This is a genomic window from Caulobacter sp. DWP3-1-3b2, from assembly GCF_049896325.1.
Classification (GTDB): Bacteria; Pseudomonadota; Alphaproteobacteria; order Caulobacterales; family Caulobacteraceae; genus Caulobacter.
The window spans coordinates 22,288-40,511 of sequence record NZ_JAFCUB010000035.1 but is presented as its reverse complement, the minus strand read 5'-3'; the positions used below and the strand labels follow the sequence as shown (position 1 = coordinate 40,511).

The 18,224-nt window shown below is 67.9% G+C and carries 21 protein-coding genes; 10 read left to right on the top strand and 11 right to left on the bottom strand.

Annotation, left to right across the window (positions count from 1 at the left end):
- Positions 1-142: 142 nt before the first annotated feature.
- Both pseC and pseB read right to left on the bottom strand, forming a co-directional pair.
- Positions 143-1,303, bottom strand: a complete 1,161-nt coding sequence (gene pseC / locus ACP7AG_RS17695) for a UDP-4-amino-4,6-dideoxy-N-acetyl-beta-L-altrosamine transaminase (RefSeq protein ID WP_426032445.1) — start codon at positions 1,301-1,303, stop codon at positions 143-145.
- A gap of 19 nt (positions 1,304-1,322) precedes the next feature.
- Entirely contained in the window at positions 1,323-2,357 is a 1,035-nt protein-coding gene (gene pseB, locus ACP7AG_RS17690; protein ID WP_426010098.1) for a UDP-N-acetylglucosamine 4,6-dehydratase (inverting), read from the bottom strand.
- Between the two features lie 117 nt (positions 2,358-2,474).
- Between pseB and ACP7AG_RS17685 the strand changes: the two genes are divergently transcribed.
- Positions 2,475-2,882, top strand: a complete 408-nt coding sequence (locus ACP7AG_RS17685; protein ID WP_426032441.1) for a hypothetical protein — start codon at positions 2,475-2,477, stop codon at positions 2,880-2,882.
- Positions 2,883-2,893: 11 nt separating this feature from the next.
- On the opposite strand, the gene ACP7AG_RS17680 is transcribed toward ACP7AG_RS17685, so the two are convergent.
- The 3 genes from ACP7AG_RS17680 to ACP7AG_RS17670 are packed head-to-tail and all read right to left on the bottom strand — an operon-like array spanning position 2,894 to position 4,309.
- Positions 2,894-3,334 (bottom strand): nucleoside deaminase, encoded by a 441-nt coding sequence (locus ACP7AG_RS17680; protein WP_426032439.1) that lies wholly within the window; start codon positions 3,332-3,334, stop codon positions 2,894-2,896.
- Positions 3,335-3,366: 32 nt separating this feature from the next.
- Entirely contained in the window at positions 3,367-3,792 is a 426-nt protein-coding gene (locus ACP7AG_RS17675) for a type II toxin-antitoxin system VapC family toxin (protein ID WP_426032437.1), read from the bottom strand.
- Positions 3,782-4,309 carry a DUF7662 domain-containing protein gene (locus ACP7AG_RS17670; protein WP_426010103.1) on the bottom strand — a complete coding sequence of 176 codons (528 nt, stop codon included), beginning with the start codon at positions 4,307-4,309 and terminating at the stop codon, positions 3,782-3,784. Before ACP7AG_RS17670 ends, ACP7AG_RS17675 begins: the two co-directional genes overlap by 11 nt.
- Positions 4,310-4,442: 133 nt before the next feature.
- Here ACP7AG_RS17670 and ACP7AG_RS17665 point away from each other — a divergent pair, with 133 nt between their 5' ends.
- On the top strand, positions 4,443-5,903 hold the full coding sequence (locus ACP7AG_RS17665; RefSeq protein ID WP_426032436.1) for a pseudouridine synthase: 1,461 nt from the start codon (positions 4,443-4,445) through the stop codon (positions 5,901-5,903).
- A 39-nt stretch (positions 5,904-5,942) separates the two neighbouring features.
- Here the strand turns inward: ACP7AG_RS17665 and ACP7AG_RS17660 are convergent, their stop codons facing one another.
- Entirely contained in the window at positions 5,943-6,602 is a 660-nt protein-coding gene (locus ACP7AG_RS17660) for a CDP-alcohol phosphatidyltransferase family protein (RefSeq protein WP_426010107.1), read from the bottom strand.
- Positions 6,603-6,740: 138 nt separating this feature from the next.
- On the opposite strand from ACP7AG_RS17660, the gene ACP7AG_RS17655 reads away from it, so the two are divergent.
- Positions 6,741-7,643 (top strand): phosphatidate cytidylyltransferase, encoded by a 903-nt coding sequence (locus ACP7AG_RS17655; RefSeq protein ID WP_426032434.1) that lies wholly within the window; start codon positions 6,741-6,743, stop codon positions 7,641-7,643.
- Between the two features lie 2 nt (positions 7,644-7,645).
- Complete coding sequence (locus ACP7AG_RS17650; protein ID WP_426032432.1) at positions 7,646-8,296, top strand: lysophospholipid acyltransferase family protein; 651 nt, start codon at positions 7,646-7,648, stop codon at positions 8,294-8,296.
- Between the two features lies 1 nt (position 8,297).
- Here the strand turns inward: ACP7AG_RS17650 and ACP7AG_RS17645 are convergent, their stop codons facing one another.
- Entirely contained in the window at positions 8,298-9,245 is a 948-nt protein-coding gene (locus ACP7AG_RS17645) for a CPBP family intramembrane glutamic endopeptidase (protein WP_426032430.1), read from the bottom strand.
- A gap of 119 nt (positions 9,246-9,364) precedes the next feature.
- Between ACP7AG_RS17645 and ACP7AG_RS17640 the strand changes: the two genes are divergently transcribed.
- Together ACP7AG_RS17640 and rsmD are read left to right on the top strand one after the other, a co-directional pair.
- Entirely contained in the window at positions 9,365-9,997 is a 633-nt protein-coding gene (locus ACP7AG_RS17640; protein ID WP_426032428.1) for a TMEM175 family protein, read from the top strand.
- 2 nt (positions 9,998-9,999) lie between these two features.
- Complete coding sequence (gene rsmD, locus ACP7AG_RS17635) at positions 10,000-10,563, top strand: 16S rRNA (guanine(966)-N(2))-methyltransferase RsmD (protein ID WP_426032426.1); 564 nt, start codon at positions 10,000-10,002, stop codon at positions 10,561-10,563.
- A 55-nt stretch (positions 10,564-10,618) separates the two neighbouring features.
- Here the strand turns inward: rsmD and ACP7AG_RS17630 are convergent, their stop codons facing one another.
- Both ACP7AG_RS17630 and ACP7AG_RS17625 read right to left on the bottom strand, forming a co-directional pair.
- Positions 10,619-12,604 (bottom strand): AsmA family protein, encoded by a 1,986-nt coding sequence (locus ACP7AG_RS17630; RefSeq protein WP_426032424.1) that lies wholly within the window; start codon positions 12,602-12,604, stop codon positions 10,619-10,621.
- Between the two features lie 349 nt (positions 12,605-12,953).
- On the bottom strand, positions 12,954-13,346 hold the full coding sequence (locus ACP7AG_RS17625; RefSeq protein ID WP_426032422.1) for a hypothetical protein: 393 nt from the start codon (positions 13,344-13,346) through the stop codon (positions 12,954-12,956).
- A gap of 128 nt (positions 13,347-13,474) precedes the next feature.
- On the opposite strand from ACP7AG_RS17625, the gene ACP7AG_RS17620 reads away from it, so the two are divergent.
- The 3 genes from ACP7AG_RS17620 (at position 13,475) to ACP7AG_RS17610 (ending at position 15,426) form a co-directional block, all read left to right on the top strand.
- Positions 13,475-14,116: an HAD-IA family hydrolase gene (locus ACP7AG_RS17620; RefSeq protein ID WP_426011275.1), complete on the top strand. Its 642-nt coding sequence runs from the start codon at positions 13,475-13,477 to the stop codon at positions 14,114-14,116.
- A gap of 28 nt (positions 14,117-14,144) precedes the next feature.
- Positions 14,145-14,432 (top strand): 4a-hydroxytetrahydrobiopterin dehydratase, encoded by a 288-nt coding sequence (locus tag ACP7AG_RS17615; protein ID WP_426010122.1) that lies wholly within the window; start codon positions 14,145-14,147, stop codon positions 14,430-14,432.
- 208 nt (positions 14,433-14,640) lie between these two features.
- On the top strand, positions 14,641-15,426 hold the full coding sequence (locus tag ACP7AG_RS17610) for an SDR family oxidoreductase (protein ID WP_426010123.1): 786 nt from the start codon (positions 14,641-14,643) through the stop codon (positions 15,424-15,426).
- Positions 15,427-15,471: 45 nt separating this feature from the next.
- On the opposite strand, the gene ACP7AG_RS17605 is transcribed toward ACP7AG_RS17610, so the two are convergent.
- On the bottom strand, positions 15,472-16,029 hold the full coding sequence (locus ACP7AG_RS17605; RefSeq protein ID WP_426010125.1) for an ActR/PrrA/RegA family redox response regulator transcription factor: 558 nt from the start codon (positions 16,027-16,029) through the stop codon (positions 15,472-15,474).
- A gap of 90 nt (positions 16,030-16,119) precedes the next feature.
- Complete coding sequence (locus ACP7AG_RS17600) at positions 16,120-17,520, bottom strand: ActS/PrrB/RegB family redox-sensitive histidine kinase (protein ID WP_426010127.1); 1,401 nt, start codon at positions 17,518-17,520, stop codon at positions 16,120-16,122.
- A gap of 56 nt (positions 17,521-17,576) precedes the next feature.
- Between ACP7AG_RS17600 and ACP7AG_RS17595 the strand changes: the two genes are divergently transcribed.
- The gene (locus ACP7AG_RS17595; protein ID WP_426032420.1) at positions 17,577-18,170 is read left to right on the top strand and encodes an SCO family protein; all 594 of its coding nucleotides are present in this window, start codon (positions 17,577-17,579) and stop codon (positions 18,168-18,170) included.
- The last annotated feature ends 54 nt before the right edge of the window (positions 18,171-18,224 follow it).

The window sequence follows — 18,224 nt, the reverse complement described above, 5'->3', positions numbered from 1 at the left end:
TTTCCAGGCGGCGGTCGCCAAACCGCCCCAGCAGCAGATCCATCGCCATCTCCCGTCAGATGAACCCAATGAATCAGAGCTCGTCCACTCGCTCAATCGAGATGTGTGAACCTGCTAGCTCGAAGAGAGAGGGTTTCGCGCACTACCGCCCCAACGCTCTCGCCAACGCCGCCACAACCCGCTCCACATCCTCATCCGCCATCGTCGGATACAGCGGCAGGGTCAAGCACCGGGCGTACCAGGCATCCGCTCCGGGCAGCTCCAGGGCGCCGTAGCGGGTCTGGTAATAGGGCTGGGTGTGGACCGGGATGTAGTGAACCTGGCTGCCGATCCCCGCCGCCTTCAGGGCCTCGACCACCGCGCGGCGGGTTGTGCCCACGGCTTCGAAGTCGATCAGCACGGTCAGCAGGTGCAGGGCCGGGTCGGACCAGGCGGGGCTCTCAGCCAGGCGCACGTGCGGGACCAGGACCGCCAGTTTTTCGGCATAGAGCGCCGTCAGCGCCCGCCGCCGCGACACGAAGCGGTCGAGCTTGGAAAGCTGCGAGATCCCCAGAGCGCAGAGCACGTCGGGGATGCGATAGTTGAAGCCCAGCTCCGGCATCTCATAGACCCACGGCGCGGCGCCCTCGGGCCGCACCATGCCGTGGCCGCGCAGGGAGCGAGCCCGCGCCGCCAGGGCCGCGTCGTTGGTGGTCAGCATGCCGCCCTCGCCGGTGGCCAGGGTCTTGACCGGATGGAACGAGAAGCTGGCGAAGGCCGAAAAGGCGCCATCGCCGACCCGGTGGACCACGCCGTCAAAGGTCCCCACCGAGCCCAGCGCATGGGGCGCGTCCTCGACCAGCACCGCGCCAATGCCGTCAGCCAAGGCCTTCAGGCCCGGCAGATCGCAAACGTCGCCGCGCAAGTGCACCGGCAGCACGGCTTTGACGCGACGGTCGCCCGCGCGCTTCAGCGCGTCGGCCAGGGTCTCGGGCGTCATCAGGCCGCTATCGGGATCGACATCGGCGAAGACCACCTCGGCCCCGACATAGCGGGCGCAGTTGGCGGTGGCCAGGAAGGTGACCGACGGCGCGATACAGACGTCGCCCTCGCCGACCCCCAGGGCCAGCATGGCCAGGTGCAGGGTGGCGGTGCCATTGGCCACGGCGACGGCGTGCTCGGCCCCGACCTTGGTCTTGAACGCGGTCTCAAACGCCTCGACGGTCGGGCCCGTGGTCAGAAAGTCGGCGCGCAGGGCAGCCGCCACCGCCGCCACGTCGTCGTCCTCAATGGTCTGACGGCCATAAGGGAGAAAGGGGGGCAGGAGCGGCAGGTCCGACACCTCAGGCCTTCTCGGCCAGCATGGCGTTAAGGCCGGTCTCGCTCAGCCAATCGTCATTGTTGTCGCTGCTGTAGCTGAAGCCTTCGTCCACCGGCTTGGCGCCATCGGCCGGGCCGAAACGGTCGCGAGGATATTCCACGAAGGTCGGCTCGATCACGTAGCGGTCTTCCAGCTCGACCGTGGCGCGGGCGTCGTCGGCGCTGATCATCATCTCGTGCAGCTTCTCGCCCGGCCGGATGCCGACGATCTTGACGCCGGCCTGGGGCGACATGGCCTTGACGAGGTCGGGCATGGTCATCGACGGGATCTTGGGCACGAAGATCTCGCCGCCGCGCATCAGCTCCAACGACGACAGCACGAAGGCCACGCCCTCGTTCAGGGTGATCCAAAACCGGGTCATCCGCGGGTCGGTGACCGGCAGCTCGGTCGCGCCTTGGCTCAGCAGGCGCTTGTAGAGCGGCACCACACTGCCGCGCGACCCCACGACGTTGCCATAGCGAACGACCGCGAAGCGCGTGCCGATGTCGCCCGACAGGTTGTTGGCGGCCACGAAGGTCTTGTCCGAGGCCAGCTTGGTCGCGCCATAGAGGTTGATCGGGTTGCAGGCCTTGTCGGTCGACAGGGCGACCACCTGTTTCACCTGGTTGGTCAGGCTGGCCCAGACCACGTTCTCGGCGCCCATGATATTGGTGTGGATGCATTCGGACGGATTATATTCGGCGGCGGGCACCTGTTTCAGGGCGGCGGCGTGGATGACGATGTCAACGCCGCGCAGGGCCAGGGTCAGGCGCTGGCGGTCGCGCACGTCGCCGATGAAGAACCGCAGCTTGCCATAGGTGGCGTCATCGAACTGCTCGCGCAGCTCCTGCTGCATGTCGCTCTGCTTCAATTCGTCGCGGGAATAGATGATGACCTTCCGCGGGTCCGACAGCCGCAGCACGGTCTCTATGAAGCGGCGGCCAAACGACCCGGTGCCGCCGGTCACCAAGATGACCTTGCCGTCCAGATCGAGGTTTTTCGGAGAAAAGCGCCCCAATTTCAATCTCCTGCGCGCCCGCCGCGAGGATCGTGGAGCGGGGCGTTTCATGGTTAACGCCCCTTTGTGCGCGCCAGACGTAAAGAGGACGTCAACCCCGTCGTGTCACAAGGCGTCATGCGCCGCGCCCTCCTGATCCCCGTCCTGTCGCTGCTGGCCGCCGCCAGCCTCGCCGCCACGCCCGCCTTCGCCGGCCACGGCAAGGAGGAGAAGGGGGCGCCCGTGGCCTATTTCGCCCTCGAAACGATCACCGCCACCACCATCCGTCGCGACGGCCGGCGCGGGGTCATGACCCTGGAGAGCGGCATCGAGGCCCTTGATCCCAAGGTGATGGAGCGCGCCAAGCAGTCCGAACCCCGCCTGCGCGCCGCCTTCGCCCAGGTGCTGATGACCTACACCGCCGGCATGCCGCGCGGCGCGGCGCCGAACCTCGACTATCTGGGCTCGCGGATGCAGGAGGCCGCCGACAAGGTGTTGGGCCGCAAGGGCGCCAAGGTGCTTCTGGGCTCGGCGATGGTGAATTAGGGCGCAGAGCCCTACTTCTTTCGCCGCGCCTTGAAGAAGCCTCGCAGCAGGTCAGCGCTCTCCTGCGCCATGACCCCGCCGGTCACCTCGGGCCGCCAGTGGCAGGTGGGCTGGGCGAAGAATTTCGGGCCGTGCACCACCGCCCCGCCCTTGGGATCCTCGGCCCCGAACACCACCCGGCCGATCCGTGCGTGGCTGATCGCCCCGGCACACATGGCGCAGGGCTCCAGAGTGACCACCAGGGTCAGGCCGGTCAGGCGGTAATTGCCCAAGCGCGCGGCGGCCAGCCGGATCGCGGTGATCTCGGCGTGGGCCGTGGGGTCATGCGCGCCGATCGGCCCGTTGCCGGCCGTCGCCACGACCTCGCCCGTCGCCGGATCGAGGATCACCGCCCCCACCGGCGTCTCGCCGCGCGCGGCGGCGTCGCGCGCGGCGTCGAGGGCCAGGGCCATGGCGGCTTCGTCGGTGAGCAGGGCGGCGATGGTCAGGACTCCGGGGTCAGGAGATGGACATGGGCGGAAAACCCGACATCCGCCGCCCGTCTGGCCAGCTTCGCGTCGGCGGTGACCAGACGGAGGCCCCGTCGGAGCGCCAGGGCCAAGTAGAGGCTGTCATAGGCGGAAAAGCCGCGGCTGGTCGCCAAATCATAGGCAGGTCCCGCCAGATCACCCAAGGACGCGACTTGGTCAATCAATCGGGGCAGCCGCTCGACAGCCGCGCGCGCATCCGCTTTCGAGGTCAGGCCACGCCGAACGAACTTCGTCGCGGCCGAAGCAAATTCGGCGAAGATCAGGTCTGGCGCAATTCGTCTCGCACCCAATCGCATAAAGGTCAGCGCCGCCGCCGATCCTGGCCCTGGAAGCAGCCAGTCAAGAGCGACCGAGGCGTCCAGCACGACCTCATCGCTCATCGCTGTCTCGATCCTCCCGGATCAAGTCGGCGCCGGAGATCGTGGACGGCGTTGACGCGTTCTGGAACCACTCGACCATCGCCACGAGCCGATCATTGGCCAATTGGTTCAGCAGGGTGACGCAGGCGCCGGCCCGGTCGCCGCCGTGCTCCTTGGCGTGCTCGTCGATCATCCGCAGGGCGCGTTCGCCCAGGGCGGCGAGCGGAAAGGTCACCATAGCGGGGGCGTCTTGCAGGAACGCCGCCTGCTCCTCGGCCACGCCGGCGGGCGCCGCTTCAGCCTTGACGAAGCCGACGGTTCGCGCCGCGCGATCGAGGGCGGCCGTCTTCCAGCCCGCGTCGAGCCATGCCGCCGCGTGCGAGTGTCCGGCGCGGGTGTTCGACCACCAGGCCGGGTGCTCATAGGCCGAGCGTGGCAGGCCAAAGCCCAGGATGCGTTCGATGTCCGCGAAATCGAGCCGGGTCTCGACCGCTGGGAACAGCCCTTCCAGATGGTGCTTCAGAGGCCCGTACTTCACTGCGCTAACTCCAGATATTATACTTAGTATATACTATTTCTGAACGCGGTCAAACTTGATCCGGGCCGCATTCAGTGCGCATTAGAAAGCTGCCCATCGTGAGATGCGCCTCTCCCCTTGAAGGACCGACGCCATGACCGAGAAATACCAGCCCCACCTGCATGACAACGCCGTCCCCGGTCAAGACGACGGCGAGGGCGGTTCGCGGATCGCCAAGATGCTGGCTCGGGCTGGCGTGGCCTCGCGGCGCGAGGTCGAGCGGCTGATCGAAGCCGGGCGCGTGGCGCTGAACGGCGAGGTTCTGACCAGTCCCGTCGTCAAGGTTCGCGCCGACGACATCCTCACGGTCGACGGCAAGATGATCGACGCGCCCGAGGCGACGCGCGTCTTCCGCTATCACAAGCCCACCGGGCTGATGACCACCCACAACGATCCCAAGGAACGCCCGACGGTGTTCCAGGCCCTGCCGCGCGACCTGCCCCGGCTGATCTCGGTCGGCCGGCTGGACCTCAATTCCGAGGGCCTGCTGCTGCTGACCAATGATGGCGCCCTGTCACGCGCCCTGGAAATGCCCAACAACGCCTGGGTGCGGCGCTATCGCGCCAGAGCGTTCGGCGACACCACCCAGGCCAAGCTGGACAGGCTGAAGGACGGCTGCACGGTCGAGGGCGTCCGCTACGGCCCGATCGAGGCCCGCCTCGACAAGGCCCAGGAAAAGGTCGGCGGCGGCAAGAACATCTGGATCACCCTCACTCTGAGCGAAGGCAAGAACCGCGAAGTGCGGCGCGTGCTGGAGTCGCTCGGCCTGAAGGTCAATCGCCTGATCCGCTTGTCCTACGGCCCGTTCGCCCTGGGCACGCTGATGCCGGGCCAGGTCGAGGAGGTCGGCCCCCGGGTGATCCGGGAACTGCTGGACGGCATCGTCTCCGAGGAGAACATGCCCAAGGGCGACAAGCCGCAGTTCATGGGCGTGGCCGATCCGATCAAGGCCGTGGGCACGACGGGCGGCGGCGAGATGCAGCGGCGCGGCGTGCCGCGCAGCAACAGGCTGACCCAGGTGTCGATCATCACCGAAGAGGAACCGGTGGAAGAGGCGAAGTTCGTCCGTAAGCCGGGCTGGGCCAAGCCCAAGAAGAAGCCGGTGATCGCTGGCCGCGAGCCCGTGAGGGCGGCCAAGAAGTCGCTCGACAGCAAGATGATCGGCCCCAAGCCGCTGTCCTACCGCGACGCCGCCGCCAAGCGCGTGCGCGAAAAGGGCATGGCCAGCAAGAACGCCGCCGACAAGCGCGCGGCCAGCGGCAAGACCGAGCGGCCCGCCAAGGCCGAGAGCGCTCCGTCTTCCAGGCCGCCGTCGAAGCCGAAGCTGGGCGCGCTGCGGGCCAATGGCTATAAGCCGCTGGACGCCAAGGGTTCGGGCAAGCCGGCCAGCAGCCCCGGCGCGCGTCCGGGGAGTAAGCCCAGCACGGTCAAGGCGACCGGCGCGACCAGGCCCGGCGAAGCGGGCAAGGTGTGGTCCAAGCCTGGGATGGCCAAGTCGGCCCCTCGTCCGGGCGGCAAGTCCAGCGGCGCCGGCGGACCACGCGGCAAGCGTTAGCGGATAGGACGGGGACCGTCCGCTCCCCGGCGCTGCGGGCTAGCCCTTGAGTCCCCGCACCAGGTTCCGTGTCCGCCGGACCACAGTGACCAGCGTCCCGATCGCGATGGCCGCCAGCCCCACGACGAGCACCTGCGCCTGGCCGCCCCAAAGGGGCTCAAACGCCGAGATCCCGCAGGTCACCGTCAGAGCGGCCATGCGATGCTGCTTGGCCATCGGGCCCGAGAAATCGGCGGGCAAGCCCAGGCCTCGGCCCAGTTCGCGGACATAGGCGGTCAGCACCGCCAGCACGGCGGCGATCCAACCCAGGGCGTCTGCCCCGACAAGCCCGGCCGTCTGGGCGCCGTAACCCGCTCCTGCCAGCAGGAAGATGTCGGCGACACGGTCGGGCAGTTCGTTCCACACCGGCCCGGCCTTGCTGGCCCGGCCGTGCTCGACCGCGACCATGCCGTCCAGCAGGTTGCACAGCAGCCGGCCCTGGATGCACGCCGCACCCAGGACCAGGCACGCGCCCCGAATGAACCCGTCGAACGCGCCGGACACCGCCAGCAGCGCCCCGCCCAGCAAGGCGAAGGCCACGCTCATCGCCGAGATGGCGTCGGGGGTGATCTTGGCGTCGGCCAGACGCTGGGCCAGGCGCCGGGCGAAGGCGGCCTGGCGCACCTTCAGCGGTCGGCGGTTGTCGAGGTCGTCGGTCATGCGGCGCTCCGGTGGTCGCGAACACGAACTAGGCTATAGCTAAACCCGATCGCCGCCAGGAGACGCAGGACCATTCTTCCGACCATCCGCGCCCTCATCGCCGCCCAACCGCCCGCCCTGCTCGCGGGCCTGGTCGGCGTGGTGATCCTGTTGGGGGTGGCCGGGATCGTCGCCGCAGTGCTCACGGCGCTGCGGCCGGACAAGTCCTATCTCGAACTGCGCCAGCGCATCGCCAGCTGGTGGGTGATGGTGGCCCTGCTAGCCGGGGCGCTGCTGGTGGGGTGGCAAGCCACGGTCGTAGTCTTCGCCCTGATCTCGTTCATGGCCCTGCGCGAGTTCCTGTCCCTGGCCCCGATCCGCAAGGAGGACCGTCCGGCGATCCTGGCGGCCTATCTGATCCTGATCGCCGCCTACGGTTTCGTCGCCGCCGACCAGTACATGTTCTATCTGGTGTTCATCCCGGTCTGGACCTTCCTGGGTCTGCCTTTCCTGATGGCCATGCTGGGGCAGACGCGCGGCTTTCTCACCACTGCCGCGACCTTTCACTGGGGCCTGGTGACCTGCGTCTACAACCTGGGTTTCGCCGCCTTCCTGATGCGCACGCCGGCCAGCGAACCCCTGCCGGCCGGGGCGGCTGGGTTGGTGTTCTTCCTGCTGCTGGTCACCGAGTTCAACGACGTGGCGCAATATGTGTTCGGCAAGCTGCTGGGCCGCCACAAGATCGCCCCCACCGTCAGCCCCAACAAGACCTGGGAAGGCTTCCTCGGCGGCTGGCTGGCGACAGCCCTGCTGATCTGGTTCGTCGGGCCGGTGTTCACCCCGCTGGCCGGGTTGGGCCTGCTGGTCGTCGCCGTGACCCTGCCGGTGGCGGGCTTCGCGGGCGATGTGACCATGAGCGCGGTCAAGCGGGACATCGGCGTCAAGGACACCTCCCACGCCATCCCCGGCCACGGCGGGGTGCTGGACCGCGCCGACAGCCTGACCTTCACCGCCCCGCTCTATTTCCATCTGCTGGCGCTGTTCGCCCTGGTGAAGTTCTGACCATGAAGGGCTGGTTGCGCTTCCTGTTGCTGATCCTGGTGGCCCGCCCCCTGGCGCTGTTCATGACGGGGGCCGATGTTTCGGGGCGCGAGCGCTTGCCACTGAAGGGACCGGCGATCGTCGCGGCCAACCATTCCAGCCATGTCGACACCCTACTGCTGCTGGCGATCTTTCCCTCCCGAGCCCTGGCGCGGGTGCGGCCAGCGGCGGCGGCCGACTATTTCCTCAGGGACCCGGTGATCGGCTGGTTCTCGCGCCACGTGATCGGCATCGTGCCCGTGGCGCGGCGCAAGTTCGGGCGCGACAAGGACGTTCTCGCGCCCGCCCGCGCGGCCCTGGCGGCCGGCGACATCGTCGTGGTGTTTCCGGAAGGCACGCGGGGCGACGGCGAGGGCGACGAGGGCATGGGTCAGTTGAAGAGCGGCGTGGCCCGTCTGGCCGAGGCCTTTCCCGACGCGCCGGTGACGCCGGTCTGGATCCAGGGCGCCGGCCGCGTGCTGCCCAAGGGCGAGACCATCCCCGTGCCGCTGAACTGCGCGGTGCTGGTCGGCGAGCCCCTGGCCTGGGAGGGTGACCGCCACGCCTTCATGACCAAGCTGCGCGCGTCGCTGCTGGCCCTGAGGGCCGAAGCGCCGCCCCTTCGCTGGTCTTAGCCTAGGCGACAGCCACCTGGCTCCACCGCCGCAGCGGCGTCCAGCGGGCGGCGATCTCGGCCATGGCGACGTAGCCGGCCAGGATCAGCGGCGCGAGGATCAGTACTTCCAGCGGAAAGGCGTGCGGCGGCTCGGGCTTCAGCGACATCGGCTGCAGGAACAGCAGGATGAGAATGTTGTTGGCGGCGTGGGCGCCGATGGCGAACTCGATGCCGCCCAGGCGCAGAACGCTCCAGGCCAGGCCGACGCCCATCGCCGCGCGGATCAGGTTGGCGTCGAGATTGGGATCGAAATGCACGGCCGAGAACGCCGCCGCGCTGACGGTCATCAGCACCCATGGCGAGCGTGTGTAGGCGCCGAGCACCTTCAGCATCCAGCCGCGGAACACCAGTTCCTCGGCCGCCGCCGCCAGCAGCAGCAGGACGACCGCGCCGACCGCATAGGCCGCGCGGCCCTCCAGGCTGGGACTGATGGTCAGGATCGGCGCGGTGATGGTCGCGGTCTTGGGATCCAGCGCCACCGACAGCAGCAGCAGCGGCCCGATGCCCGCCGCGAACAGGGCCAGGCCTAGCAGCGTCAACCGCCAGCGGAAGCGGGGCGCGGCGGTGACGTAGGAGCGAAGCCGCCGATGATGCAAGCGCGCCGCGACGGCGGTGAAGGCGGCCGCCATGCCGCCATTGGTGGCCGCCAGCAGGGCCAGGACGAACATCACCATCATGACGTCGCCGCCCAGCGGAACCCGACCGCGCAGGGCGTCCATCAACCGCGCCTCGCCCAGGCCCGCGCCGAACAGGAAAACCAGGAAGACCAAGAGTCCGGCGATCACGGCGGTCAGCAAGGCGGCCACGACGCCCAGCGGCAAGGTCAGCAAGACGCGGCTCACGCGCCGGTCGTCGGGGGTCAGGTCGTCCAGGAACGGTGACCGTTGAAGCTTTGCTAGCACCGTCATTCCCGTTCAAATCCTGGTTCACCGCTAGGCGTTCGCCGCGCGGGACGCAAGGCGCCCAACAGGCGACTTGCCGCGATGGCCGGAGCGCGGCACACATCGGTTCAAAGACGGGGTGCCCCATGACCAACATCGCAGACAAGGAAGAGCAGCACCTCCACCGTCTGATCCTGTTCTCGGACGCGGTGTTCGCCATCGCCATCACCCTGCTGGCTATCGAGATCCACCCACCCGAAGGCTGGGATGGCGAGGTCGGATCCTTCTTCCATCTAATGGCCGCCAAGCTGCAGTCTTATGCCGTTAGTTTCGCGACCATCGGCGTGCTGTGGATCAGCCACCGGCGAACCTTCTCCCGTCTGCGGCGCGCCGACGCCCTGCTGGACGTGCTGAACTTTCTGATGCTGGGGCTGGTGGCGCTGCTGCCCCTGGCGACGCAGCTGCTGTGGGGCGTGCACACGGCTGGGCCGCTGATCCTCTATGTCAGCCTGGTGGCTGTCATCGGCCTGACCCAGGGCCTCATCTGGACCCATGCGGCCTTCATCGGCAAGCTGGCAGAGCCGTTAGGCCTGGGCGTGCGGCTGTTCATCCTGCTGCGCGTGACGCTGCTGCCGGGCCTGTTTTGCGGCCTGTCGTTCCTCAGCCTCGGCACGCACACCCCCTGGGGGTTCCTGGGCATTGGGGCGATCAGCCTGGCCCTGGCCCTGATCGGCCGCCGCCTGCAGCTCAAGCCGGCGCCCCTGCCTTCCGAGGCCTAGGCATGCGCATCGTCTCCGGCCAGTATCGCGGCAAGGCCATCGCCACGCCGCCGGGCGCTGCCACGCGCCCCACCTCCGATCGAGCCCGCCAGGCGGTGTTCAACATCCTGGAGCACGCCGCCTGGGCTCCCGAGTTGCACGGCGCGCGGGTGATCGACCTGTTCGCAGGCTCCGGAGCCCTGGGCCTGGAGGCGATCTCGCGCGGCGCGGACTTCTGCGTGTTCGTCGAGACCGACGACGCGGCGCGCGGCGCGATCCGCGAGAACATCGACGCCTTCGGCCTGTTCGGCCAGACCAAGGTCCACCGCCGCGACGCCGCCGATCTGGGCCTGCGCCCCGCCAGCGTCGGCGCGCCGTTCACGATCGCCTTTCTGGATCCGCCGTATGCCAAGGGCCTGGGCGAGAAGGCCTTGGCCGAACTGATCGCCGGCGACTGGCTGGCGCCTGGCGCCATCGTGATGTTCGAACGCGGCCGCGACGAACTCGACCCGGCGCCGCAAGGCTTCGAGCGGCTGGACGCGCGCGATTACGGCGCGGCGCGGGTGTTCTTCTTCCGACTGGCCTAAAGAACCGCCGGGGACATGGCCATGGGCATGTCCCCGGCCGCACCCCGGCCCAACCCTACTTCTTGACCTTGGCCGGCGTGGTCTGGGTCACCTTCACCGGGGCGCCGTCGCCGCGGGCCTCGGCGACGAGGCTGGCGCAGTCGGCGTCCTTGGCGCCGCCGCCGGTGACGAAGGGGATGATCGCGGCCAGCGGGTTGACCAGCGTTCCCAGCACGGCGGCGATACCGCCCTGGGTCACCGCGCCGCTGGTGTCGAGCCCGACCTTGGGCGCCATGAACGGGCCCTTGATGTTGATCGGAATGAACAGCCGCACCAGGCGGGGCTTCTTGCTCTGGCCCTCGATGCGCAGGTCCAGCTTCTCGTTCTGCAGGTCGATCGTGCCCGTGCCCTTGGCCAGCACCACGCCGGTGTCGGCGACGATCTGGTTGGAGCGCATGATCCCGTCCTTGACCGTGAAGTCGGCGACGGCGCAGCGCACGCTGGTCTGGCGGTTGTCGCCCGACAGCAGCAGGATCAGGCCCTTGGAGGCGTTGACGCCCAGCAGCTCGGCGAAGGCCTGGCGCATCTCGCCCTTGGGCGACACAACCGTCACCTGACCATTGGCGCTGGACGCGGCGCGGTGCACCGAATTGCCGTAGCCGGTCAGCTTGGCGCGGGCCATCACCCCGCCCTCGATCGCCGGCTGCCCACCGCTCTTGATCGGAATGAAGTCCTCAAGCTTGGCGTTGGTCAGCCGCAGGTCGAGATCGGTGCGTGGCACCTTGGGATTGGCGTCGAGCCGGATCTTGCCGGCCAGATCGCCGCGCGAGAAGCTGAAGGCGATCGGGTCCAGGGTCAGCACGCCCTTGTCCAGCGTCAGGTCCAGGCGAACCTTCTTCAGCGGCAGGTTGGGCGCGTTCACGGCCAGGGCGCGGTACTTGACCTTGGCGTCCATGGCCTTGACGCGATCCACTTGCAGGGTGGCGTCGGGCAGAAGGCGTTGGGTGGCGTCGCGCTGTCCGGCCTCGACCTTCTGGCCGGCCGAGGCGGTCTCGCCCCTGCCCGTGGCCGGCGCGGCGCCGACCAGGCTGCCCAGGTCATCGAAGTCCAGCCGCTTGGACTGCAGGTCAGCCTCGAGATAGGGGCGTTCCTTGCCCATCAGCACGAACAGGTCGCCCGAGACGTCGCTGTCGCCGATGCGCCCGACAAGCTTTTGGAAATCGAAGCGCTCATCCTTGCGGCTTAGGTGGCCGCTGATCTTGTAGGGCGGGGTGTTGGGCAGGGTCAGGCCGGTGAGCGCGTACAGCCGGTTGAGGTCCGGACCCGAAACGCTGACCTGGGTTTCGAACCGTCCCAGGTCGAAGGGCTTGGTGATGTCACCCTTGGCGGTGACATGAGTCGGACCCGCATCGACCGTGGCGTCGAACGGATAGGGCCTGCGCGGCGAGATGTTGAGCAGCGGGCCGCCGGTGACCATGGCGGTGAACGGCGAGCGGTTCAGTTGGCCCTTGCCCTCCAGCACGAACTTGCCCCGCCCGTCGCCGGTCGCCTGTTCGTTGGAGCTGACCATGCCGTTGAAGAAGATGTCGCGCTGCTTGTCCTCGTAGCGAAGTTGGCCGTCATTGATGATGAAGTGCTGGATGGCCGGCAGCTTCAGCGGCTTTTTCGGGGCGTTGGGATTGCCGAACACCCAGTTGGCGCGGCCCGAGGCCTCGCGCAACAGGCGTACGTCGGGTCGATCGACGGCCAGAAGCGGCAGGATCACCTCGCCCTTCAGCAGGGGCAGGATCTTGATCTGCACCGCGATGCGGTCGACCTTGGCCATGGGCCGCCCGGCCTGATCCCCTGTCTTCGGCGCCCAATCGGGCTGGGCCACGCGCACGCCATAGGCCTCGACCTTGGGCGAGAACGACCAGGGGTGGACCCGCAGGTCGCCTTGGATGACCACTTCGCGGTTCAGCTGGGCCGAAGCCAATCGGCCCACCGGGCCTCGAAACCAGTTCCAATCGAAGAGGATCAGGAAGACGATGACGGCCGCGAACACCAGGGTCGCGGCGAGCATGCCGCGCCGCGCGCCAGGCGGCAGGCCGCGCCAATGCTTCACCGCCCTGTGATGCCAGGCGGGGTTTTGAGCGGACGTGATCGACGGCGTGGACAGGGCGGGAACCTCCGGTACCCGCCCACAACGCGCAGACGGGGGCCTTGTGTTCCGAACCCGCTCGAAAGCTGGCTTAGTAGACCAGCCTCGAGCTGCTGACGGCGACAGCCGCCAACACGAAAGCGACGATGGCGATGATCTCATATCGCTTGAAGAGCGGCCCGTTAGGCGATCGCATGATGGTAGTCCCCCCGTCCCGAATTGATGCGTCCAGTCCCCCCGGACGCAATCCTCGGGCCAAAAAATCGTGTTCCTATGGCTGCTTGCCTAGCCAGACCAGGAAGCCGTCGCCGTCGCGGCCCGCCACGCGGTAGCGACGATCGTTCGGCCCGGATCCCCACCCGGGCCGATATTCATAACCGTAGCGGCCGCCGCGTTCCGTCCGATTCTCGACGTTCAGCGGACGTCCATGCCCCCAACGATCGAAATCGCTCCAACCGCCGTCGCCCTCGCATTCCACCCGATCCCAACGATAGGCCCCGCCCGGACCGGTGACCCGGCGGGTGACGCATTCGCCCGAGCGCGTGTCGGGCGGCAATTGCTGGGGATCAAGGTAGAGGCCCGGCCGGTCCTGAGCCGTCGCGACGCCGGCACCGAAAGCCGGCGCGGCGAGCAGCAACAGCGAAAGGACGAGGCGGCGCGACATGCGGAAACTCCAGAAAGTTAACAAATCAGAAGCGTAAGGGGCGCGCTCAGGATTTCATCCGCGACGCGAGCGTTGCCATGAGATTTCTCCCGGCCTAGCGTGCGATTAAACAGTTGTTTGAGGGCGATATGGCGATCGAGGCGGTGATCTGGGATTTCGGGGGCGTGTTCACCACGTCGCCCTTCGAGGCCTTCGCGCGGTTCGAGGCTCAGCGCGGCCTGCCCGAGAACTTCATCCGCCGGGTCAACGCCACCAACCCCGACACCAACGCCTGGGCGCTGTTCGAGCGTTCCGAAATCGACGCCCCCGCCTTCGACGCCCGGTTCCTGGAAGAATCCGCGCGCCTGGGCCACCCACTGGCCGGCGCCGAGGTGTTGCCGCTGCTGTCGGGCGACATCCGTCCACGCGTGGTGGCGGCGCTGAAGACCTGCAAGGCGTGCTTCAGGGTCGGCTGCATCACCAACAACGTGGTCACCGGCCATGGCGCGGGCATGTCGGGCTCGGCCGACAAGGCGGCGGCGGTGGCGCGGATCATCGCTGAATTCGAGGTGGTGCTGGAAAGCTCGAAGGTCGGGGTGCGCAAGCCCGATCCGCGCATCTATCAGATGATGTGCGAGGCGCTCGGCGTCGCGCCGGAAAACTGCGTCTATCTCGACGACCTGGGGGTCAACTGCAAGCCGGCGGCAGCCTTGGGCATGACCGCGATCAAGGTCGCTACGGAAGACCAGGCGTTGGCGGACCTTGCGGCGGCGACCGGTTTGGCGTTCTGACTGGGGAAAGCCTTCCGCAGGAGCCGCCATGTCCCGCCCCGCCAAGATCGGCGCGCCCGCCGCCCTCGCCCAGCTGGAGGGCTGGGCCACCGTGTCCGACAAGGATGCGATCAGCAAGACCTTCCGGTTCGCGGACTTCAACGCCGCCTTCGGCTTCATGACCCGCGTGGCCCTGCTGGCCGACAAGCTCGACCACCATCCCGAATGGTTCAATGTCTACAACCGGGTCGAGGTGGTGCTCACCACCCACGACGCCGACGGGGTCAGCGACCTGGACGTGACGATGGCCCGGTTCATGGATGAGATCGCCGGCTGAGTTCCTCCCTCTGTGGGGAGGTGATCGCGAAGCGATCGGTGGGGGAGTTCTGGGATCGAAGCTCGTCGGCCTTGCGGCCTGCCAATCGCTTCCCCCTCCGTCGGCTGCGCCGACACCTGCCTCACAGGGGAGGACTTGCGTTTCCCCCTTCCTCCAGCCGCCCATCCGGTTCAAACTATCGTTTGAATTATAATTGGGAGGACGCCGAATGGCGCAAAGCATGGGCCGGGTCGCTGGCAAGAAGGCCTTCATCACGGGCGGCGCCCAAGGCCTGGGCGCGGCGGCGGCGCGTCTGCTGGCCGAGCACGGGGCCAAGGTCGCCGTGGCCGACATCAATTTCTCCGGCGTCCAGGCCGTGGCCGACGAGTTGAACGCCGCCCACGGCGCGGGCACGGCCTTCGCCTATGAGCTGGACGTCACCCAGGAAGACCAGTGGATCGAGGTTCTGGCACAGGCGGCCGAGGCGATGGGTGGCCTGTCGGTGCTGGTCAACAACGCCGGCATCGGCGGCGATGGCCCCATCGAGAGCCTTGATTTCGGGCTCTGGAAAAAGGTGATGTCGGTCAATGTCGACTCGGTGTTCCTGGGCGCCAAGCACGCCCTGACCCACATGCGGGCCCACCAGCCGGGCTCGATCATCAACCTCTCATCGATCGCCGGCCTGATCGCCAACGGCAATTCGCCGGCCTACAACGCTTCCAAGGCGGCGGTTTGGCTGCTCAGCAAGAACATCGCCCTCTACTGCGCCAAGCAGGGGCTGAACATTCGATCCAACTCGATCCACCCGACCTTCATCGACACGCCGATCCTGGATGGCTTCACAGCGCGGTTCGGCAAGGAGGAGGCCCATGCCAAGCTGGCGCGGCAGGTGCCGCTGGGCCGCATCGGCGAGCCGCTGGATATCGCCAACGCCGTGCTCTATTTGGCGAGCGACGAGAGCAAGTTCATGACCGGCGCGGAGATCAAGGTCGACGGCGGCATTTCGGCGATGTGAGCCATACGATTGGGGACATGCGCATGCGCATGTCCCCATCAGCAGTCACCGCGGCGCGCGCTTGGCCAGGATGCGCTGCAGGGTCCGGCGGTGCATGTTGAGGCGGCGGGCGGTCTCGGAGACATTGTGGCCGCACATCTCGTAGACGCGCTGGATGTGCTCCCAACGGACGCGGTCGGCGCTCATCGGGTTTTCCGGCGGGGTTGGGGCGTCGCCCTTGGCGGCCAGCAGGGCGCGGGCCACGTCGTCGGCGTCGGCGGGCTTGGAAAGGTAGTCGATCACCCCGGCCTTCACCGCCGCCACGGCGGTTGCGATGTTGCCATAGCCCGTCAGCATGATGACCTTGGCGTCGGGGCGCGCATCGCGCACGGCTTCCACGACTTTCAAACCGGTGCCGTCCTCAAGACGCATGTCGAGAACCGCGTGGGCGGGAGCATGACTTCGTAGAGAACTCATGGCTTCGGCGACCGAAGCACAGAGTGTCACCGAAAATCCGCGTTGCTCCAGCGCCCGGCCTAAACGCGTCCGGAGAGGCGCGTCGTCGTCGAGCAGGAGCAGGGACTTGTCCGGCAAGGCCGCAACCAGTTCTACGATATCCGCCATGAACTCAGCGCCTCCCCGCGCCAATACTTAACCTGAACCCCTGGGGGTCATCATGTCGCCCGATTCCATTGGACCGCAAGCGTTTCATGCTCATACGCCCACGAAGCCCGGCGCTTCCAGCGCCGATCGCGGCCAGCGCGCCGCCACAACCGCGCCGCCACGCCGTCCATTCCTGAAATCCACGGTGGCGCCGGTTCGTTCCAGCAGGGTCTTGGCGATGAAGAAGCCCAGTCCCATGCCGATATGGCCGGTGCGCGAGCCCTCCGCTCCGGGGCGCGAGGTCACATAGGGTTCGCCCAGCTTGGCCAGCACCTCGGGCGAGAAGCCGGGACCGTCGTCACGCACCTCGATGACCACGGCGCGGGCGTCGAAACGCGCGATGACGATCACCTCCGCGCGGGCGAAGTCGACGGCGTTCTCGACGATCGAGGTCAGGGCATGGATCACCTCGGCCCGCCGCCAAATGTCGGGCGCCGCCTCGCCGGACGGGCCATTGACCACGGCCTCGACGCGGACGCCGTGGATCATGTGCGGCTCGATGGTCTCTTGGACCAACTGGACCAGGCTCATCCGCTCGTGCACGGCGTCCTTGGCCTCGGGCATCTCGGTCAGGCGCTGCAGGATTTCGCGGCAGCGGGCGGCCTGGCCGATCATCAGCTCGGCGTCCTCGCGGGTCTGCTCGTCGGGGGCGTTGCGGACCATCTCGCGGGCGACGACCGAGATGGTGGCTAGCGGCGTGCCGAGCTCGTGGGCGGCGGCGGCGGCCAGGGCGCCCAGGGCCGACAGCCGCTGCTCGCGGGCCAACACCGTCTCGGTGACATTGAGCGCCAGTTCCATCCGCGCTGATTCCGTCGCCGCCTGCCAGGCATAGGCGCCGGTCAGGGCGATGCCGAGCACCCGCGACAGCACGATGGTCATCATGGTCAGCATGCCGGGCATGGGGCCGGGACCCGCTGCCGAACGATAGGGCAGGGGCAGATGGACGACGGCCAGCACCAGACAGGCCGCCACCGCCAGCGCCCCCATCGCCGCGGCGAACCGGGCCGGCAGGGTGGCGGCCGCCAGGGTCACGGGGGCGATCAGCAGCAGGGAGAATGGATTGATGATCCCGCCGGTCAGATAGAGCATGCCCGTCAGTTGCAGGATGTCGAAGGCGATCTGGGCCGTCGCCTCGCCCTCGCGGGCCATCCGTTGCCCCCCGAACGCCAAGCCGATCAGCACGTTAAGCCAGGCCGACAAGGCGATCAGCGAGAAGCACAGGGTGTAGGGAATCTTCAGGTCCAGACCCGGCCCCGCCACCAACACGGCGATCGTCTGGCCCGCCACCATCAGCCAGCGTTGGGCGATCAGGGTGCGAACCCTCAGGCGCCCACGACGCAGCCCCGGTCCCGCCCAGGACCAGTCCTCGTCTTGCGCCGTCTCCCCGTCGGGCCTATCGAGCCCCGTCCGAGGCGAACTGTGCGGCGCGTTCCTGAACGAAGCGTCTGCCATGTCGCACCATAGGGCCAGACTTTCCCGTCTGGCGAGAACGAAAGGTTCGAGAGCCGATGCCGCGTCATCGCGTAGTCGCCATTCTGGCCGCCATGGCCGCTGTCCTGATCGCCGGAACGCTGATCGCCGGCGCCGGGATGTTCAAGCGCCAGCCCCAACCGGCGCTGATCGGCGGCCCGTTCCAATTGGTCGACCAAGACGGCCAACCGGTCACCGAGAAGGTGCTGAACGGCCAGTGGAACGCGGTGTTCTTCGGCTTTACCTACTGCCCCGACGTCTGCCCCGGCACGCTGCAGGCCCTGGCGACGGCCAGCGACCAGTTGGGTCCGAAGGCCAAGGACCTGAGGATCGTCTTCGTCTCGGTGGACCCGGCGCGCGACACACCCCAGCAGATGAAGGCCTATCTGTCGGCCGACTACCTGCCCAGGAACACCCTGGGCCTAACCGGCACGCCGGAGCAGACCGCCGCCGCCGCCAAGGCCTACCGCGTCTATTCCAAGAAGGTCGGCGACGGGCCGGACTACACGGTCGATCACACGACGGTGATTTATCTGGTCGATCCCAAGGGCCGCTTCGTCAAGCCGCTTGCCTATGGCCTGTCCCCCGAGGAGATCGCCCGGCAGATCAAGGACGCCATGGCGGGCAGATAAAACGTCGCGGCCCTGCAGCGCTACCGGAAGGCTGTACTTTCTTAGGGTGCGGCG

Excerpts from the sequence above, each read along its gene's own strand:
- ACP7AG_RS17595 (WP_426032420.1), top strand. The coding sequence starts at position 17,577 with ATGCCGCGTCATCGCGTAGTCGCCATTCTGGCCGCCATGGCCGCTGTC.
- ACP7AG_RS17615 (WP_426010122.1), top strand. The coding sequence starts at position 14,145 with ATGTCCCGCCCCGCCAAGATCGGCGCGCCCGCCGCCCTCGCCCAGCTG.
- ACP7AG_RS17660 (WP_426010107.1), bottom strand. The coding sequence starts at position 6,602 with ATGACCGACGACCTCGACAACCGCCGACCGCTGAAGGTGCGCCAGGCC.
- ACP7AG_RS17625 (WP_426032422.1), bottom strand. The coding sequence starts at position 13,346 with ATGTCGCGCCGCCTCGTCCTTTCGCTGTTGCTGCTCGCCGCGCCGGCT.
- ACP7AG_RS17675 (WP_426032437.1), bottom strand. The coding sequence starts at position 3,792 with ATGAGCGATGAGGTCGTGCTGGACGCCTCGGTCGCTCTTGACTGGCTG.
- rsmD (WP_426032426.1), top strand. The coding sequence starts at position 10,000 with ATGCGCATCGTCTCCGGCCAGTATCGCGGCAAGGCCATCGCCACGCCG.
- ACP7AG_RS17610 (WP_426010123.1), top strand. The coding sequence starts at position 14,641 with ATGGCGCAAAGCATGGGCCGGGTCGCTGGCAAGAAGGCCTTCATCACG.
- ACP7AG_RS17665 (WP_426032436.1), top strand. The coding sequence starts at position 4,443 with ATGACCGAGAAATACCAGCCCCACCTGCATGACAACGCCGTCCCCGGT.
- ACP7AG_RS17645 (WP_426032430.1), bottom strand. The coding sequence starts at position 9,245 with ATGACGGTGCTAGCAAAGCTTCAACGGTCACCGTTCCTGGACGACCTG.
- ACP7AG_RS17640 (WP_426032428.1), top strand. The coding sequence starts at position 9,365 with ATGACCAACATCGCAGACAAGGAAGAGCAGCACCTCCACCGTCTGATC.
- ACP7AG_RS17620 (WP_426011275.1), top strand. The coding sequence starts at position 13,475 with ATGGCGATCGAGGCGGTGATCTGGGATTTCGGGGGCGTGTTCACCACG.
- ACP7AG_RS17600 (WP_426010127.1), bottom strand. The coding sequence starts at position 17,520 with ATGGCAGACGCTTCGTTCAGGAACGCGCCGCACAGTTCGCCTCGGACG.
- ACP7AG_RS17685 (WP_426032441.1), top strand. The coding sequence starts at position 2,475 with ATGCGCCGCGCCCTCCTGATCCCCGTCCTGTCGCTGCTGGCCGCCGCC.
- ACP7AG_RS17680 (WP_426032439.1), bottom strand. The coding sequence starts at position 3,334 with ATGGCCCTGGCCCTCGACGCCGCGCGCGACGCCGCCGCGCGCGGCGAG.
- ACP7AG_RS17605 (WP_426010125.1), bottom strand. The coding sequence starts at position 16,029 with ATGGCGGATATCGTAGAACTGGTTGCGGCCTTGCCGGACAAGTCCCTG.
- ACP7AG_RS17630 (WP_426032424.1), bottom strand. The coding sequence starts at position 12,604 with ATGCTCGCCGCGACCCTGGTGTTCGCGGCCGTCATCGTCTTCCTGATC.
- ACP7AG_RS17650 (WP_426032432.1), top strand. The coding sequence starts at position 7,646 with ATGAAGGGCTGGTTGCGCTTCCTGTTGCTGATCCTGGTGGCCCGCCCC.